The organism is uncultured Polaribacter sp., assembly GCF_947503855.1.
Taxonomy (GTDB): Bacteria; Bacteroidota; Bacteroidia; order Flavobacteriales; family Flavobacteriaceae; genus Polaribacter.
In genome coordinates this window covers 1-16670 of record NZ_CANNFF010000008.1, presented here as the reverse complement: position 1 = coordinate 16670, position 16670 = coordinate 1, and the positions used below count along the sequence as shown (strand labels likewise).

The following is a 16670-nucleotide window of genomic DNA, read 5'->3' as shown; positions in this document are numbered from 1 at the left end:
AGTTTTTGGGTTTTTTTATATTAACAATCTGCCATTCTAACTGTAACTGCCAAACCACCTTCAGAAGTTTCTTTGTAATTTTTATTCATGTCTTTTGCAGTTTCCCACATTGTATCAATTACTGTATCTAAAGGCACTTTTACATCTTTAGGGTTGGTTTCTAAAGCCATTTCTGCAGCGTTAATTGCTTTTATAGCTCCCATGGCATTTCTTTCTATACAAGGTATTTGCACCAAACCACCAATAGGATCACAAGTTAAACCTAAGTGATGTTCCATCGCTATTTCTGCTGCTACTAAACATTGTGCTACTGTACCACCTAACAATTCAGTTAAAGCAGCTGCAGCCATAGCAGAAGAAACACCAATTTCTGCTTGACAACCCCCCATTGCTGCAGAAATGGTGGCGTTTTTCTTAAAAATGCTACCAATTTCGCCTGCAGTTAATAAGAATTTTTTAATATGTTCAAAATCTGCAGTATGATTTTCAATCACCAAATAGTACATTAAAACTGCAGGAATTACACCTGCACTTCCATTTGTTGGAGCTGTTACAACTCTTCCTAAAGAGGCATTTACTTCATTAACAGAAAGGGCAAAACAACTTACCCATTTTAAAATTTCTCTAAATTTCACTTCTGTATTTCTTATAGCAGCAGTCCATTGTTGAGGATTATTATAAACACCATCTTTTATTAATTTTTGATGCGTTTCGTAAGCACGCCTTTTCACATTTAAACCTCCTGGAAGCTTGCCTTCTGTATGACAACCTATGTACATACATTCTAACATGGTCTCCCAAATTCTACACAATTCTTTGTCTATAAATTCTGCTGAATTTAATTCGAGCTCGTTTAACAAAACAATTTCAGAAATGGTTTTATGTTCTTTCTCACAATACTCTTCTAACTGAATGGCTTTATTTATAGGGAAAGGAAAATTCTTTTTATCAATGTTTAATTCTTGTTCTAAATGGTCGTTTTCTTGAACAATAAATCCACCTCCAATAGAAAAATACGTTTGATTAGAAATTTCTTCACCTTTTAAAAAACCCCTAAAAGTAAGACCATTTGGATGAAAAGGTAAAAACTCTCTATTAAAAATAATTGAATTTTTATAAAAAGGGATGGTTTTACCTCCTTTAAAAATAATTTCTTCTTGGGTATTAATTCTATCAACAATTATAAAAATATCTTCTACAGGTATATATTCTGGATCTGCCTCACTTAAACCTAATAAAATAGATAGATCTGTAGCATGTCCTTTTCCTGTTAAAGAAAGTGAACCATATAAATCTACCTTTATTTCATCAATCAAATCAAATTTATTATTTGCTCTAATTTTAGAAATATAGGCTTGTGCGGCTCTCCAAGGACCTAAAGTGTGCGAGCTTGACGGCCCCACACCAATTTTTAGCATATCAAAAACACTTATAAATTGCGACATTGTTAAAATTAATCAATTTATTTAATGTAAATGTAAAAAACACAACTAAATAAGTTTTATTTTTTCACATAATTTAAAAATAACTTTTTATTTCATTCTATAAGCTGACTTTTTTCAGATTTTTCAATTAGCATATCGAAAGTTATAGTACTATATTTTATTTTCAGACTTTCCAATTCTTTCTAAAACCTCTTCAATACCTTCGTCTAATTCTTTAGCTTTAAAGCAAGAAACAGTTTCTACAACTGCTTTAAAGATTAATGCCTCTAAAACTTTGGTTTCAGCAGTTAATAATTAGATATTAGAACGCAGGTTTTTACTTTCCATAAATTGCTTATTTAAAACCACTTTTTCGTTAATTATCTGCATAAAGTTTTAAACTTTTAAAATCAATCAAAATATTATTTAAACTTAAGTAGTAATTTCAATAGATAAATTTAAAATATTGTTATTTCTTTAAATAAATTAGACGAAAATATGTCAACATGTCACATAATTTTTCATTAAAAAATAAAAAAACTGACAATTTTCTATAAAAATGTAGATGGCACACACTTTGACTATTTGTAAACGTAAAATTGAATTAAAAAATTATTAAAATAAATATTATGAGTAAAATAATTGGAATCGATTTAGGTACAACCAACTCTTGTGTTTCTGTAATGGAAGGTAACGAGCCAGTGGTAATACCTAATGCTGAAGGAAAAAGAACAACACCATCTATAGTTGCATTTGTAGAAGGTGGAGAACGTAAAATTGGAGACCCTGCCAAAAGACAAGCGGTAACAAACCCAACAAAAACGATATACTCTATTAAACGTTTTATGGGTAATAAGTTTTCTGAATCTTCTAAAGAAGTAAAAAGAGTTCCTTATAAAGTAGTAAAAGGTGATAATGATACACCAAGAGTAGATATAGACGGTCGTTTATATACACCACAAGAAATTTCTGCAATGGTGTTACAGAAAATGAAAAAAACTGCTGAGGATTACTTAGGTTCAGATGTTGCTGAAGCTGTAATTACAGTTCCTGCATATTTTAATGATGCACAAAGACAAGCTACAAAAGAAGCCGGAGAAATAGCTGGTTTAAAAGTTAGAAGAATCATAAACGAACCAACTGCAGCTGCTTTAGCTTACGGTTTAGATAAGTCTAATGATGATAAAAAAATTGTTGTTTTTGATTTTGGTGGTGGTACACATGATGTTTCTATCTTAGAATTAGGAGATGGTGTATTTGAAGTATTAGCTACTGATGGTGATACACATTTAGGTGGAGATGATGTTGATGAAAAAATAATCAACTGGTTAGCAGAAGAGTTTAAAGCTGATGAAAACATGGATTTAAGAGAAGATCCAATGGCTTTACAACGTTTAAAAGAAGCTGCCGAAAAAGCTAAAATTGAATTATCTTCTTCTTCTTCTACAGAAATTAACTTGCCCTATGTAACTGCAACTGCAAGCGGACCAAAACACTTGGTAAGAACTTTGTCTAAATCAAAATTTGAGCAATTAATTGATGATTTAGTAAAAAGAACCATACAGCCTTGTGAAACTGCTTTAAAAAATGCAGATTTATCTAAGTCTGATATTGATGAAATAGTTTTAGTTGGTGGATCTACAAGAATACCTGCTGTACAAGAAGCTGTAGAAAAATTCTTTGGAAAAACACCAAGTAAAGGTGTAAATCCAGATGAAGTTGTTGCTTTAGGTGCTGCAATACAAGGAGGTGTTTTAACGGGTGATGTAAAAGACGTTCTTTTATTAGATGTTACACCATTATCATTAGGTATTGAAACAATGGGTAATGTATTCACAAAATTAATTGATGCAAATACAACAATCCCAACAAAAAAATCACAAGTATTTTCAACAGCAGTAGACAATCAACCTTCTGTAGACATCCATGTATTACAAGGTGAAAGAGCAATGGCTGCTGACAATAAAACAATTGGACGTTTCCAATTAACAGATATTCCACCAGCACAAAGAGGTGTACCACAAATTGAAGTAACCTTTGATATTGATGCAAACGGAATTATTAAAGTTTCTGCAGTAGATAAAGCTACAGGAAAATCTCAAGATATTCGTATAGAAGCATCTTCTGGTTTATCTGAAGAAGAAATCGAAAAAATGAAGCAAGAAGCAGAAGCAAATGCAGATGCTGATAAGGTTGCAAAAGAAACTGCTGAAAAAGTAAATGGTGCAGATTCTATGATTTTCCAAACAGAAAATCAATTAAAGGAGTTTGGTGATAAATTATCAGTAGATAAAAAAGAACCTATTGAAGCTGCTTTAACAGAATTAAAAGCTGCTCATGAATCTAAAGACTTAGCACAAATAGATGCTGCTATGGAAAAGATAAATGAAGCTTGGAAAGCTGCCTCAGAAGAAATGTATGCTGCACAAGGTGGTGCAGATGCCGGTGCACAACAAGCACAACCAGAAGCTGGTAATGCAGATGAAGGTGATAATGTAGAGGATGTAGATTTCGAGGAAGTAAAATAAGTCCAATCTCTGAACCTAGTTCAGAATCTATATAAATTGAAAACGCAATCATTAATTTGGTTGCGTTTTTTTATGACTTTTAACTATTTTTACCAAAAAATGTTTTTGAAAACTTACAATCAAACCAACTTTTTTAAACATACTTTTTGCGAGTTTCAACAAGTTGATGATTTTCAATTTCCAGAAAACACCTATTATAAAAGTAAATCTAACAGCATCTATTTTTATACAGAGAAAGGCGTGTATAGAAAATCGAATCATTGGGGGCGTGTTGCCAATTGTAGATGGAGATTGATAGCTAATAACAATTATAAAAACCAGCAATTTGTAATTGGTTTTGCAAAATGGGCAGACTTCTACCCTATCAATTCATCAGAAAAAATATTTTTCATTAAAGTTGATTTTGAAGCTAAAAAAACCACAATACAGCCAACAAAAGAAGAAACTAATCATTATTTATTTACATATACCGAAGCTCAAAAAAGAATAAAACAAATACATCATTTACTTAAAGATGATAAATGGACAAATTATTTTGAATTAAAAACTGAAGAATTACGCTTTAATATTGTTACTGAATTCATAAATTCGGATATATCACTTCAGGAAATTAAAAGTAAGTTTAATTAAAACCTAATCAATTCAACACGTTATTAATCTTTGAAATCTGTTTTATTTTTCGCTATTAATAAATTCCTTTTTAGTAAATTTAAATTTATAATTATTGATGATGATTTTGCTACTTTAGCAACGGTTTAAGAAAAACAATAATTACAGCTATTTTTAATAGAAAACCCATCACAACATGAAAAAATTAATCTTAATTGTAGCCATTATTTTTGGGAGAACACTTACAACAAACGCACAAGAAAAAACGTATAATTTAACCATTAACATTACTGGCTTAAGCTCTAATAAAGGCAACGTTTTGGTTGCGTTATATGATAAAAAAGAAGCTTTTTTAAAAAAAAGTTTTAAAGGTGGCATTGTAAAAATTATAGATAAACAAACAACGTATATTTTTAAAGATATTCCGAAAGGGGAATATGCTGTTTCTTTTTTTCATGACGAAAACAACAACAACAAAATGGACACCAATTTTATTGGAATCCCAAAAGAAGATTATGGGTTTTCTAACAACACAAAAGGGTTTATAAGACCACCAAAATATAATGATGCGAAGTTTCAGTTAACTGAAAACAAAACCATCAACTTAAACATATAATACAGGTTATTACCGATTAACAATTAGCTTGATCACCAATCTTTTGCACCCAATTATTTACCTTGTAATTGGCACAAATAAAATGGTGTTTCGCTATAACAATAGTCTTTTCTATTGATTAGCCCACCAACTACCATTATAATATATTCGCAGTAATGTTAAACTTATTTGTTACCAACTGGCGGTTTTAACAAATAACGATGTTCGTCTATCTATTTTTCATCTTTAAAATTGATTCTTCCTAAAAATAAAAAACTCTAAATTTAGAAATAATTTTAAATGAATAAATTAGTATCTTTATTGTGATAAAATGTTAAAAATATTTTTATGAAAATCACAAAAATCTTCTCTTTATTAATTGTAATTCTATTGTTTTCTTGCAGCAACAATACTAAATTAATTTCTGGTTTAAAAAGTGTAAGTAGAAGCATTCAAGAGCAATATGCACCAGACAAAAGAGTTGCCATTTTTAATATTAATTTCGGTTATTCTGATGGTAAAATTATTGTAACTGGCACAACTGATACTAAAGAAGCCTATCTAAAATTATTAGATACTTTAAAATCTTTAGAGATTAAATTTGTAAATAAAATTAGAGTTTTACCAGATACTACTTTAGGTAATAAAAAATATGCTGTTGCTAGAAATTCTGTTATTAATATTAGATCTGCACCTAAACATTCTGCAGAATTAGGTACACAAGGTTTGCTTGGAATGTCTTTAAAAGTACTAGATAATGAGGGCGATTTTTACAGAATACAAACCCCAGACAAGTATATTTCTTGGGTTGATAAAGGTGGAATTACCTTAATGAATAAAGAAGAACTTGACCAATGGGACAATAATAAAAAAATAATTTACACCAAAAATTTTGGTTATGTTTATGCTGATAAAAGCACTAATGCCAGTATTGTTTCTGACATTTCTTTAGGAGGGATTTTAAAGCTTGTTTCCTTACATCCTAATTACGTTAAAGTCGCGTACCCAGACAATAGAGTAGGTTTTATTAAAAGAGATGAAGCACTGATGTATGATGCTTGGTTAGATAATTTAAATCCAACTGAAAGCAATGTTGAAAAAATTGCAAAAACAATGGAAGGCTTCCCTTATTTATGGGGCGGCACTTCTGCCAAAGGAATGGATTGCAGTGGTTTTACAAAAATGGTGTATTTAATGAATGGTTTTATCATTCCTAGAGATGCCTCACAACAAATACATGCTGGTAAAAAAGTAGACGTAAACCTTAATTTTTCTGATTTGCAAAAAGGGGATTTATTATTTTTTGGAAAAAAAGCAACCCTAAATAAACAACAACGAGTAACACATGTAGGTATTTGGTTAGGAAATAATAAACAAGAATTTATTCATGCTTCTGGAAATGTACATATTTCTTCTATGGATGCGAATCATCCTTTGTATGACGAATATAACAAAAATAGATACATAGGCAGTAGACGTTATTTAGGGATTAAAGACAAAAATATTATTGATTTAAGAGATAAGTTAAAACTTTAAATCATTATAAATCTTTGTTGCAAAAACTGGAATAACTTAACAAAAAAGACCTCATAAATTATATAATCTATGAGGTCTAATATTTTATAAACTTCAATTTTAATACAAGACTCTAAACTTAATAGTGCCTTCTACTTTTCTTAATTCGTCTATTACTTCTTTATTATATTCTTTATCTAAATCTGTAATTACATAGCCCACTTTTGGGTCTGTAGATAAATATTGCCCGTTGATATTCAGATCGTATTTTGCTAAAATCTTATTAATTTTTGCCATCACACCTGGTACATTTTTATGAATGTGTAAAAAACGGTGTGCATTGGTTTGTCTTGGCAAACGAATGTTTGGAAAGTTTACAGCATCTACAGTGTTACCAGAGTTAATGTATGCCATAATTTTGCTAGGTACAAAATCTGCAATATCTCTTTGTGCTTCTTCTGTACTACCACCTACGTGAGGTGTCAAAATTACGTTATCTAGTCCTTTTAATTCGGTAATAAATTCGCCATTTTTTCTTGGTTCTTCTGGATAAACATCAATAGCTGCACCTGCTATTTTTTTAGATTTTAAAGCAGCAACTAATGCGGGTATATCTACTACAAATCCTCTAGATAAGTTTACTAAAACCGCTCCATCTTTCATTTGAGAAATTTCTCTTTCTCCAAAAAAGTTTTTATTGGCTGCATTGTCATCTACGTGCAAACTAACTGCATCCGAAATAGACAATAACGCTTCTAGATTACTCACTTTTGTTGCGTTACCTAAGGCTAGCTTATCTTCAACATCGTAATAATAAACATCCATACCTAAAGCTTCTGCTAAAACCGATAATTGCTTACCAATATTACCATAACCAACAATACCTAATTTTTTACTACGCACTTCTCTAGAACCTGCTGCTGTTTTTTGCCATTGACCATTGTGTATTTCTGTACTTCTTTGAAATACAGAACGCATTAACATAATAATTTCGCCAATTGCCAATTCTACAACAGAACGTGTATTACTATAAGGTGCATTAAAGACCACAATTCCTTTTTCTTTACACGCATCTAAATCAATTTGTTTGGTACCAATACAAAAGGCACTAACTACCATTAATTTTTCTGCAGCATCTACTACTTTTTTTGTAACGTTGGTTTTAGAACGGATTCCTAATACATGTACGTCTTTTATTTTTTCTATCAATTCGTCTTCAGACAAACTTTTAGATACAGTTTCTACAGAAAAACCATCAGAAGTCAACTTTTTAAAAGCATCTGAATGTACGTTTTCTAATAATAAAATTTTAATTCTGTTCTTTGGGTAACTTATTTTTCTAGGCAACTTATTTATGTATAAAAATTCATCTAAATTTGGGGCAATGTGGTCTGCGTTTTCTGTTGTTTTTTCTCTTGAAACGTTTTCTGTGTAAGCAAAAAACTTATCTGCTACACCAGCTTCACGAGTTACATAATCACTATAACCATCGCCAATAACTTGTATTTCTCCTTCAAGGTTCATATCTTTTAAACACTTGATTTTTCCATTGTGCTGAGATAATGGATTCACACTATCAAAACCAATGATTTTCCCATTGCTATCAAACTCAAAAGTATTGGCATACACTCTTTCTGATGGAATATTATATGCTGCCACAATTGGGTCTATAAACTCTTTAAATCCGCAAGAAATTACATAAATATCATCTGCAAACTCTTCAAAAAACTCTTTGTTATTTTCTATCGATTTAGAGACTTGTTTTCTTAAAGCCTCAACCAAACCATCTAAATCTGACTTATTGGCTTCTAGCAACTTAATACGTCTTTCTAAAGATTCTGTAAAAGAAATTTCGCCATCAATTCCTAAGTTAGTAATATCTATTATTTCTTGAATAATTTCTTCTTTTTTAGGATTATTTTCTAGCGTAAGTTCTGCTAAAACATCTAGTGCCTCTACACGTGTTAAAGTACTATCAAAATCGAAAATATAATTTCTTTTCTTGGTAATCATTTTCTTATAAAATCTTGGTTGATTTATCGTTTGTAAAACTACAAATATCAATGCTTATTAGAAAGCTATTTTAAAGTTTTATGATATTTGTTATAATTTTTTACATTAAGCTATAAGTTGATAAAATAGTGCTAAAAAACTAGAAAATATTATGAAATCCTAAAAGAACCAACCACCAAATAATTGGTAAAGATTCTACCCAAAAAGAACTATAATATTTAGATTGATTGATTTTGGCACGCATCAAAAAAATGAGCATTATAAAAAAAAAGACCATAAAGGCATTTTTAAAACCATCTCCTGCATGAATTGCATACTCTATTAATAAGGCAAAAAGCATCAAAGAAAGCCCTACTCTTTTTGTTTTTTCTAATCCTATTTTTTTGGGGATGGTTTGCAGTGAAATGGCATCATACTTTACATCTCTAATATCAAAAGGTAAAATTAAAACCACCACTATTAAAAAACGTTGTAAGCTTAGTAAAAACACATTATAGGTTAGTGTTTGTGCTGTATCTAAATACGGAATTAAAACCGTAAAACCAGTCCAAACCAAAGCCACTACAATAATTTTTAAATAACTAATTTGTCGTAAGTTTTTATCAAATCCGCTTAAAAAGGGAATGGCATATAAAATAGTTAAAAAGGTAAAAGGTAGAGAAAAAAGTAAGGTTGTAAAAGGCACCAAACACATGTAATAACACATGATAATAAAGCAGATAAGAGAAAAAATCTGAATGATTTTTAAGTTGTTGGTTAAACTTCTATGATGCAATTTGGCAACGCCTGCATATTTTACAAAATTGTAGCCTGTAATGGTACCAAAAAAAATAAAATAATTTAAGTTTTCATTATAAGGCAAACTAACATATTGTTCAGTGAGTCTTAAAAAGGCAAATACAGCCAAAGCCACATGAATACTAGCGTTGATGTAAAAACTAAAAATTTTTTGTAAAATGTTCATTAAACAAAAATAAACTATCTGTTTATAACATTCAATTTTAGTTAATAATTAACTAGAAATTCTTAGAATTCTACTAAAAAAGATTTCTTTTAATGCTTATTTTTGTACATCCTTAAAATTAAGCAATTTTTTGGGTGTTAAAACGTATACTAAATCTATTGAAATCAGTCGAAAACAAAACTCAATTAATGAATACAAATTCGTTTCAACTTAGACATATTGGCCCTAATAAAAAGGAGCAAGAAAAAATGCTTTCAACTATTAAAGCAGACAGTTTAGAACAATTAATAAATGAAACTGTGCCAGACAATATTCGTTTAAAAAACGACTTAGATTTGGATCCTGCAATGAGCGAATATGAGTATTTAGGTCATATTAAAACATTAGCAGATAAAAATAAAGTATTTAAAAGTTACATTGGTTTGGGCTATCATGAGTCCATTGTACCCAGTGTGATACAGCGTAATATTTTAGAAAATCCAGGTTGGTATACAGCTTACACACCTTACCAAGCAGAAATTGCTCAAGGGCGTTTAGAGGCACTGTTAAATTTCCAAACCATGGTTTGCGATTTAACAGGTATGGAATTGGCAAACGCTTCTTTGTTAGACGAGTCTACAGCCGCAGCAGAAGCCATGGCTTTGCTGTTTGATGTTAGAGAACGTGCAAAGAAAAAAGCAGGCGCTAACAAGTTTTTTGTTTCTGATGAAATTTTACCACAAACCTTATCCTTATTGCAAACAAGATCTACACCCATTGGTATAGAATTGGTGGTGGGCAATCATGAAGAATTTGATTTTGCAGACGATTATTTTGGTGCTATTTTACAATATCCAGGAAAATTAGGGCAGGTTTTTGACTACGAAGATTTTGTGGCCAAAGCCAATAATAATGATATAAAAGTTGCTGTTGCAGCAGATATTTTATCACTCGTAAAATTAAAAGCTCCAGGAGAATTTGGTGCATCTGTAGTGGTTGGTACTACCCAACGTTTTGGAATTCCTTTAGGGTATGGTGGGCCACATGCAGCATATTTTGCTACCAAAGAAGCTTATAAAAGAAGTATTCCTGGGCGTATTATTGGTGTTACCAAAGACAAAAATGGTGAGTTTGCTTTACGCATGGCATTGCAAACACGAGAACAACATATTAAAAGAGAAAGAGCAACCTCTAACATTTGTACAGCACAAGTTTTACTAGCAGTAATGGCTGGTATGTATGCTGTGTATCATGGTAAAGAAGGTATCCAATTTATTGCAGATTCTGTTCATAATAAAACAAAATTAGTTGCTAATTATTTTGATAAAGCTGGTTTTAAACAGCTTAACACCTCTTATTTTGATACCTTATTAGTAGAAATTGATGCAATAAGATTAAAACCAATTGCAGAATCGTTTAAAGTGAACTTTAATTACGTTTCAGATAGTTTGGTTTCTATTTCTATAAACGAAGCAACCACAGAAAAAGATTTGATGCAATTGTTTACTATTTTTGGGCAATTAAAACCTCGTCAAAATCCTTTAAACGAAGATTATAGTGGACAATTTTCTCAAATTTTAACCCAAGAACCTTTTCACTCTAATTTTGAAATAATTAAGGAAAATGTTGCTAGAAACACCTCTTTTTTAGACAACGAAATTTTTAATACGTATCAATCTGAAACAGCTATGATGCGTTATATTAAAAAATTAGAACGTAAAGATTTAGCTTTAAATCATTCTATGATTTCTTTAGGTTCTTGTACCATGAAGTTAAATGCAGCTTCAGAAATGTTGCCTTTAAGCAATCCTCAATGGGGAAACATACATCCATTTGTACCTTTAAATCAGGCAGAAGGTTACCAAGAAGTTTTACAAAAACTAGAACATCAATTAAATATTATTACGGGTTTTGCAGGTACATCTTTACAACCCAATTCTGGTGCGCAAGGTGAGTTTGCTGGCTTAATGACAATTAGAGCCTATCACCAATCTAGAAACGAATCACACAGAAATATTTGTATCATTCCTGCTTCTGCACATGGTACAAACCCTGCATCTGCTGTAATGGCTGGTATGAAAGTTGTGGTTACCAAAACTGCCGAAAACGGAAATATAGATGTGTCAGATTTACGAGAAAAAGCAGAAAAACACCAAGATAATTTAGCAGCCTTAATGGTTACCTATCCATCTACACATGGTGTTTTTGAAAGCGAAATTCAAGAAATTACTAAAATAATTCACGATAATGGTGGCCAAGTCTATATGGATGGTGCCAATATGAATGCTCAAGTAGGTTTAACAAATCCTGCAACTATTGGTGCAGACGTTTGTCACTTAAACCTACACAAAACTTTTGCTATTCCGCATGGTGGAGGTGGCCCAGGAGTTGGCCCAATTTGTGTAGCACCACAATTAGTGCCTTTTTTACCTACAAACCCAATGATAAAAACAGGTGGCAAACATGCCATAACTGCCATTTCTGCTGCTCCTTGGGGATCTGCTTTGGCTTGTTTAATTTCTTATGGCTACATTACCATGTTAGGTTTTAGAGGATTAACCAATTCTACTAAAAACGCCATTTTAAATGCCAACTATATTAAAGAGCGTTTACAAGGACATTATAAAACCTTATATACAGGCGAAAAAGGACGTGCAGCACACGAAATGATAATAGATTGTAGAGATTTTAAAAACAACGGAATTGAAGTGGTAGACATTGCCAAACGTTTGATAGATTATGGTTTCCATGCACCAACAGTATCTTTTCCTGTAGGTGGCACTATGATGATTGAACCTACAGAATCTGAATCTATTGCAGAGTTAGATCGTTTTTGTGATGCTATGATTTCTATACGTGAAGAAATTAAAAATGCGACCAAAGAGGATGACAACAACCCTTTAAAAAATGCACCACACACACAAGAAATGTTAACTGCAAATAATTGGGATTTACCTTACAGCAGAAAACAAGCAGCTTTTCCTTTGCCATACATTGCAGACAATAAATTTTGGCCTACTGTACGCAGAGTTGATGATGCTTATGGTGACAGAAATTTAATTTGTTCTTGCAACCCAATAGAAGATTATATGTAAGACACACAGTGTCTTTTAAGTATACAAAACCACCTCAAAATTGAGGTGGTTTTTTTATAGGGTTTTTACCTGTTGGGTTTTAGCGAAAAAAAACATAACTTAGATAACTTGATATATAACGAATTAAAACTCGGTCATATAAGAATACAAGTTACTTTTTTACCAACTTTCGCTTCATCTCATTTAATTTCAGCAAAACTACAATAGATGTTAAGGTAGCTACATTAGTAGCTAAAATTTCTTTTGCTAGCTTTTTCATTTTTTAAACCTTCTTTTTTTGTGTAAAAAACACTAAAATATAAAGTGCTGATTATCATTTATTTAAAAAATTTGTATCCCTGAATTCAGGGATAAATATCCCTGGATTCAGGGATGCCAAAATATCCCTGAATTCAGGGATTGACAACATCGTTTTTAGGGTTTATTTTTACAAGAGAAAAGATAACCCACTTTATAAACGGGATATAACAACTTTTTATTTGTTTATAAAGAGTTGGCAACAAGGCTCGCTCACTCGAATGAATAAAACCTATACGATTGAAATAAATTTTAAAAATTGACAGATATCATTTAAACAAAAAACAGAATAGATTTATGGACATCCGACTTACGGAATTTAAAAAATAGAAATTCAACCTCTGATTGAAAGTAGAATGATAACTGAAAAAGGTCGAAAACTAATCGCTCTAGACCATTAACGGAGCAATTAAATTAAGTATTATGAAGTTTTTTTCAAAAAAAATGTTGTTTTTAACACTATTATGTAGTGTTTCAATTTCTCTAATGAGTTTTAAAAACAAAACTAATTCTAACTTCGGAGAAGCTAATGTTGTTTATTCTTCTTCTGCAAGTTTGAACGCAAATCCTCAAGAAGTACAATTTACTGCTGCTGCAGCTAGATTTGTTATGGTTGCAGGTAGATACGCAGCAAGATATTCAGCAGCAGCGGCTAGAAATTTGTCTAGGTATATGGATGAAATGGCTATTAATACTGCTTGTTTTATGCCAAGTGTTAATGATGAGAAAAATGGTTCATTAATATTAGATGAACTAAAAAAAATGAAAATGGTTTCATTAAATTAATGGCAATGAAAGCTCTAATGATATCATTAGAGCTTTCTTTAAACAAGTAAATTATGATTAGAAAAATAATATCATCAATATCTATTTTAATATTTGTGTTTTATTGGATGACCACTTTAATTTTTGTATCTCCTAAAAATTACCTTAACATTAATCTACTAGAATATTCAGATTTATTTAATTCTTTTTTTTATCAAAAATGGGGTTTTTTTGCACCACCTCCAAAAACAAACGAAAGATTATATTACACATTTGAAAATAAGTTTAATTCTAAAGACATACAAATTTTCGAAGTTATTGAACCTATAACAAAAGCAAAAAGTGAAAATAATCCATTTAATACTGAAGAAGACTTGCTAGATTATGTTTTGTCAAATTCTATTAATAATATTAGAGAAACAGTTATTAACACGAGTGAGTTTATTAAATATCAAGAAAAAAAATTGAATAAAAAATTTACTGAATTAGAAAAAGAAAAAATATATGATAGTGAAATAGATAATTCTTCGAGATTTAAAACCTTAAAAAATTACTCAAAAAATGTAGCTATTAAAAATAATATAAATATCAACAATTATAATATTAAATTAACTATTTCGCTTATAGAAATAGTACCTTTTTCAGAGAGAAATAATATAATATATATATGTAAAACAGAAGACATGTACATTAGTAAATCTTTTAATTTAAACAATGATGAAAAAATTATTAAATAATTATTCTACAAAATTCGAGTACTCATTTTATTGTGCATTATTTAGAGTTTTTATAGCTTTATTTTTAATTAAAGATGTTATAATTACAAACGGTTTAAAAAACTTACTATACAAGGGGGTTGAATTTTATATTCCTACAAAATCATTTTTACTTGAAATATTATCTATTGACACTAACTTTATAAGAAATAATTTCGATTATTTTAATATTCTATATCTTATTATTATTATCCTATATCTTTTTGGTGTTGGAAAGAAATTTACAGCTTTTATGCTTTATATAATCTTTGATATAATGCAACAATTAAATTCTGTTACATTAAATGGTGGTGATAATTTATTGAAATTTATTTTATTATATATGGTGTTTATTAATTCATATGAATATTTTTCAATCTCTAAAATAAAATATAAAAACCCTGAGTTCAAAAAGTTTGATAATTTTATTTCAAATATGGGTGTTTTATCAATTAAATTACATCTTTGTTTGGTGTATTTTTTATCAGCTGTTCACAAAATAAATGCTGATGTTTGGTTTAATGGTGTTGCCACATATTATACACTTTCTTTAGAACGTTTTAGAGGGACAACTTTTAATCTTTATATAGCAAAAAACGCATTTATTGTTTTAATTTCAACATATATGACTATACTAATAGAAATTTCATATCCTTTTTTAATTTGGTTTAAAAAGACAAGAAAAATATTAGTTATTTTAGCAATAATGTTGCATATATCTATTTCAATCTTAATGATGTTATTAGATTTTCAAGTGGTATTTATCCTAGTTCAAGGTTTTTTCTTTTCAAATAAAGAAATCTTATTAACAATTAATAAAATAAAGAATTTTCAAAAAAAAACAAAAAAAATGAGTAATCCTATTAAATTAAAAAACATCTTTAAAATATCTGGAATTTGGATATTTATAATAATTATGTTAAGAGTTATGTATTTACTTATAAAAAATTATCTATTATGAAAAGAATAATATTATTTGATGGAGAATGTTTTTTATGTAATTCATTTATTAATTTTGTAATTGAAAATAACAATTTTAATTTTTATTTTTTAGACCAAAGAAGTCAAAAATTTTCTTTTTACCAAAAAAAATTTAGATTGGACGATACCTTAAATACAATATACTTAATTGAAGATAATAAAGTATATTCTAAATCAAAAGCAATTAAGCTAATATTAAAAAGATGTGGTATTTTAGGTTACATTATTTTTCTTTTCTTACAGATTCTACCAAAATTTCTATCTGATTATATTTATCAATTAATTTCTAAAAATAGATTTTTTATATTCAAAAAAAAATGTGTAATTCCAAATAAAAAAATAAAATCAAGAACAATTTAAATTATATTATGAAAAAATTATTTAAAAAAACAAGACCTTATATTAGTAATGGTATATTAATAGGGTTTATAACCTTTTTTCTTACATTCATAACAACTTTTTATCTTAATTATGATAATTTATCATTAATTGAAGTTTCTTTATTACCGTTTATAGGTGGTTTTTTCTTCTATTTTTCACTAACTTTTATTAGTATTAATCAATTAAATAAAATAAATATTGAAAGTAATTTTATAACAATTAATCGTTATTATCAAATTTTGTTACTTTTAATAATTTCATTTATCACTTATTTATTATTGGATTCATTTATATTTATTTTTGATAGTAGTTTATCAGAAAATTACAGTCAAGGTCTTATTAATCTAGCAAAAAATAACAATCAAAACGAAATTGAAGAGTTTAAAAAATTTGGAAAAATACCTTTTGGTTTACAAAATTTTGTTTTAACGATAATTGCAGGTATAGTATCGTATATAACAATTTTAGTAACTATGAAAAAGAAAAAAAGTATAAAACATAATAATTAAATTTAAATTTTATACTTGACTTGTTCTATGTGGAAATTATTTATACTTTTAATTTCTTGTGAAAACATAAAATTAACTATAATTTATTTTCAAATTTTATTTAATTTTTTTTACACTATCCAAACTATTACAATTGTATTAATCTATTATATTAATTGCCTATATTTACAATTATAAACTTAAAACCTGAGTTCGATTAATAAAATGCAAGTTGATTTGTTTTGACTGTCTGGTATTTTATGGACGGCTTTTTAGGTAAA

At 29.2% G+C, this 16670-nt stretch carries 13 protein-coding genes; 10 read left to right on the top strand and 3 right to left on the bottom strand.

Features of this window, described 5'->3' with window-relative positions; translation table 11 throughout:
* Nucleotides 1-20 precede the first annotated feature (20 nt).
* Nucleotides 21-1445: an L-serine ammonia-lyase gene (locus Q0662_RS08120; protein WP_298948634.1), complete on the bottom strand. Its 1425-nt coding sequence runs from the start codon at nt 1443-1445 to the stop codon at nt 21-23.
* A 608-nt stretch (nt 1446-2053) separates the two neighbouring features.
* Between Q0662_RS08120 and dnaK the strand changes: the two genes are divergently transcribed.
* From dnaK to Q0662_RS08100, 4 genes are all read left to right on the top strand, one after another.
* The gene (gene dnaK / locus Q0662_RS08115) at nt 2054-3952 is read left to right on the top strand and encodes a molecular chaperone DnaK (RefSeq protein WP_298948633.1); all 1899 of its coding nucleotides are present in this window, start codon (nt 2054-2056) and stop codon (nt 3950-3952) included.
* Nucleotides 3953-4051: 99 nt separating this feature from the next.
* The gene (locus Q0662_RS08110) at nt 4052-4582 is read left to right on the top strand and encodes a hypothetical protein (RefSeq protein WP_298948631.1); all 531 of its coding nucleotides are present in this window, start codon (nt 4052-4054) and stop codon (nt 4580-4582) included.
* A gap of 175 nt (nt 4583-4757) precedes the next feature.
* Nucleotides 4758-5177, top strand: a complete 420-nt coding sequence (locus Q0662_RS08105) for a DUF2141 domain-containing protein (protein WP_298948629.1) — start codon at nt 4758-4760, stop codon at nt 5175-5177.
* 327 nt (nt 5178-5504) lie between these two features.
* Nucleotides 5505-6692: a C40 family peptidase gene (locus Q0662_RS08100; protein ID WP_298948627.1), complete on the top strand. Its 1188-nt coding sequence runs from the start codon at nt 5505-5507 to the stop codon at nt 6690-6692.
* 99 nt (nt 6693-6791) lie between these two features.
* Here the strand turns inward: Q0662_RS08100 and serA are convergent, their stop codons facing one another.
* On the bottom strand, nt 6792-8684 hold the full coding sequence (gene serA, locus Q0662_RS08095) for a phosphoglycerate dehydrogenase (RefSeq protein WP_298948625.1): 1893 nt from the start codon (nt 8682-8684) through the stop codon (nt 6792-6794).
* A gap of 139 nt (nt 8685-8823) precedes the next feature.
* On the bottom strand, nt 8824-9648 hold the full coding sequence (locus tag Q0662_RS08090; protein WP_298948623.1) for a hypothetical protein: 825 nt from the start codon (nt 9646-9648) through the stop codon (nt 8824-8826).
* 188 nt (nt 9649-9836) lie between these two features.
* Here Q0662_RS08090 and gcvP point away from each other — a divergent pair, with 188 nt between their 5' ends.
* From gcvP to Q0662_RS08065, 6 genes are all read left to right on the top strand, one after another.
* On the top strand, nt 9837-12722 hold the full coding sequence (gene gcvP, locus Q0662_RS08085) for an aminomethyl-transferring glycine dehydrogenase (RefSeq protein ID WP_298948622.1): 2886 nt from the start codon (nt 9837-9839) through the stop codon (nt 12720-12722).
* Nucleotides 12723-13442: 720 nt separating this feature from the next.
* Nucleotides 13443-13805 (top strand): hypothetical protein, encoded by a 363-nt coding sequence (locus Q0662_RS08080; RefSeq protein WP_298948620.1) that lies wholly within the window; start codon nt 13443-13445, stop codon nt 13803-13805.
* A 53-nt stretch (nt 13806-13858) separates the two neighbouring features.
* Entirely contained in the window at nt 13859-14521 is a 663-nt protein-coding gene (locus Q0662_RS08075; protein WP_298948618.1) for a hypothetical protein, read from the top strand.
* Nucleotides 14502-15500, top strand: coding sequence for an HTTM domain-containing protein (locus Q0662_RS08070; RefSeq protein ID WP_298948615.1), 999 nt, complete (start codon nt 14502-14504; stop codon nt 15498-15500). The genes Q0662_RS08075 and Q0662_RS08070 overlap by 20 nt, the downstream gene beginning before the upstream one ends.
* Nucleotides 15497-15880, top strand: coding sequence for a thiol-disulfide oxidoreductase DCC family protein (locus Q0662_RS12045; RefSeq protein WP_367181297.1), 384 nt, complete (start codon nt 15497-15499; stop codon nt 15878-15880). The genes Q0662_RS08070 and Q0662_RS12045 overlap by 4 nt, the downstream gene beginning before the upstream one ends.
* A gap of 8 nt (nt 15881-15888) precedes the next feature.
* Nucleotides 15889-16410, top strand: a complete 522-nt coding sequence (locus Q0662_RS08065) for a hypothetical protein (RefSeq protein ID WP_298948613.1) — start codon at nt 15889-15891, stop codon at nt 16408-16410.
* Nucleotides 16411-16670: the final 260 nt, after the last annotated feature.

What these genes read in the sequence shown, in the direction of transcription:
- Q0662_RS08100 (WP_298948627.1), top strand. Translation starts at nt 5,505, where the DNA reads ATGAAAATCACAAAAATCTTCTCTTTATTAATTGTAATTCTATTGTTT.
- Q0662_RS12045 (WP_367181297.1), top strand. Translation starts at nt 15,497, where the DNA reads ATGAAAAGAATAATATTATTTGATGGAGAATGTTTTTTATGTAATTCA.
- Q0662_RS08080 (WP_298948620.1), top strand. Translation starts at nt 13,443, where the DNA reads ATGAAGTTTTTTTCAAAAAAAATGTTGTTTTTAACACTATTATGTAGT.
- gcvP (WP_298948622.1), top strand. Translation starts at nt 9,837, where the DNA reads ATGAATACAAATTCGTTTCAACTTAGACATATTGGCCCTAATAAAAAG.
- Q0662_RS08075 (WP_298948618.1), top strand. Translation starts at nt 13,859, where the DNA reads ATGATTAGAAAAATAATATCATCAATATCTATTTTAATATTTGTGTTT.
- serA (WP_298948625.1), bottom strand. Translation starts at nt 8,684, where the DNA reads ATGATTACCAAGAAAAGAAATTATATTTTCGATTTTGATAGTACTTTA.
- dnaK (WP_298948633.1), top strand. Translation starts at nt 2,054, where the DNA reads ATGAGTAAAATAATTGGAATCGATTTAGGTACAACCAACTCTTGTGTT.
- Q0662_RS08090 (WP_298948623.1), bottom strand. Translation starts at nt 9,648, where the DNA reads ATGAACATTTTACAAAAAATTTTTAGTTTTTACATCAACGCTAGTATT.
- Q0662_RS08065 (WP_298948613.1), top strand. Translation starts at nt 15,889, where the DNA reads ATGAAAAAATTATTTAAAAAAACAAGACCTTATATTAGTAATGGTATA.
- Q0662_RS08105 (WP_298948629.1), top strand. Translation starts at nt 4,758, where the DNA reads ATGAAAAAATTAATCTTAATTGTAGCCATTATTTTTGGGAGAACACTT.
- Q0662_RS08070 (WP_298948615.1), top strand. Translation starts at nt 14,502, where the DNA reads ATGAAAAAATTATTAAATAATTATTCTACAAAATTCGAGTACTCATTT.
- Q0662_RS08120 (WP_298948634.1), bottom strand. Translation starts at nt 1,445, where the DNA reads ATGTCGCAATTTATAAGTGTTTTTGATATGCTAAAAATTGGTGTGGGG.
- Q0662_RS08110 (WP_298948631.1), top strand. Translation starts at nt 4,052, where the DNA reads ATGTTTTTGAAAACTTACAATCAAACCAACTTTTTTAAACATACTTTT.